The organism is Streptomyces sp. WM4235 (assembly GCF_001279725.1).
Taxonomy (GTDB): Bacteria; Actinomycetota; Actinomycetes; order Streptomycetales; family Streptomycetaceae; genus Streptomyces.
Map to the genome: position 1 here is coordinate 1 of NZ_LGDE01000370.1, position 319 is coordinate 319.

Annotated in this window: 1 protein-coding gene; it reads right to left on the bottom strand. The window is 82.8% G+C overall.

Annotated features, from left to right (window positions below; all coding sequences use genetic code 11):
- Positions 1-190 (bottom strand): hypothetical protein (locus ADK55_RS41020; protein ID WP_420713677.1); only part of this gene is annotated, 190 nt, incomplete at its 3' end.
- Between the last annotated feature and the right edge of the window lie 129 nt (positions 191-319).

Consider the following 319-nt stretch of genomic DNA (forward strand, 5'->3'; position numbering starts at 1 on the left):
GCACGGCGCCGGGGACGGCCGCGGGGTGGTCGAGGCGGGCGAGTTCGACGAGCCAGCCCGGTTCCGGGTGATCGGCCGCCGCGTGCTCGGCGAGGCGGGGCTTCCCGGAGCCGCCGGGGCCGATGAGGGTGACGAGGGGGTGCCGGGGCAGGGCGCCGTGGAGGGCCTCCAGGTCGGGCTCGCGGCCCACGAAGGAGGTGAGGCGGGGGCGGAGGTTGCCGCGCGGGGCCTCCGACGGTTCGGGGGGGGGGGGGGGGTCCGGGGGCGGGCGCAGGGGTTCCGCGGGGGAGGGGCGGAGGGGGGGGGCGGGGGCGGGGCC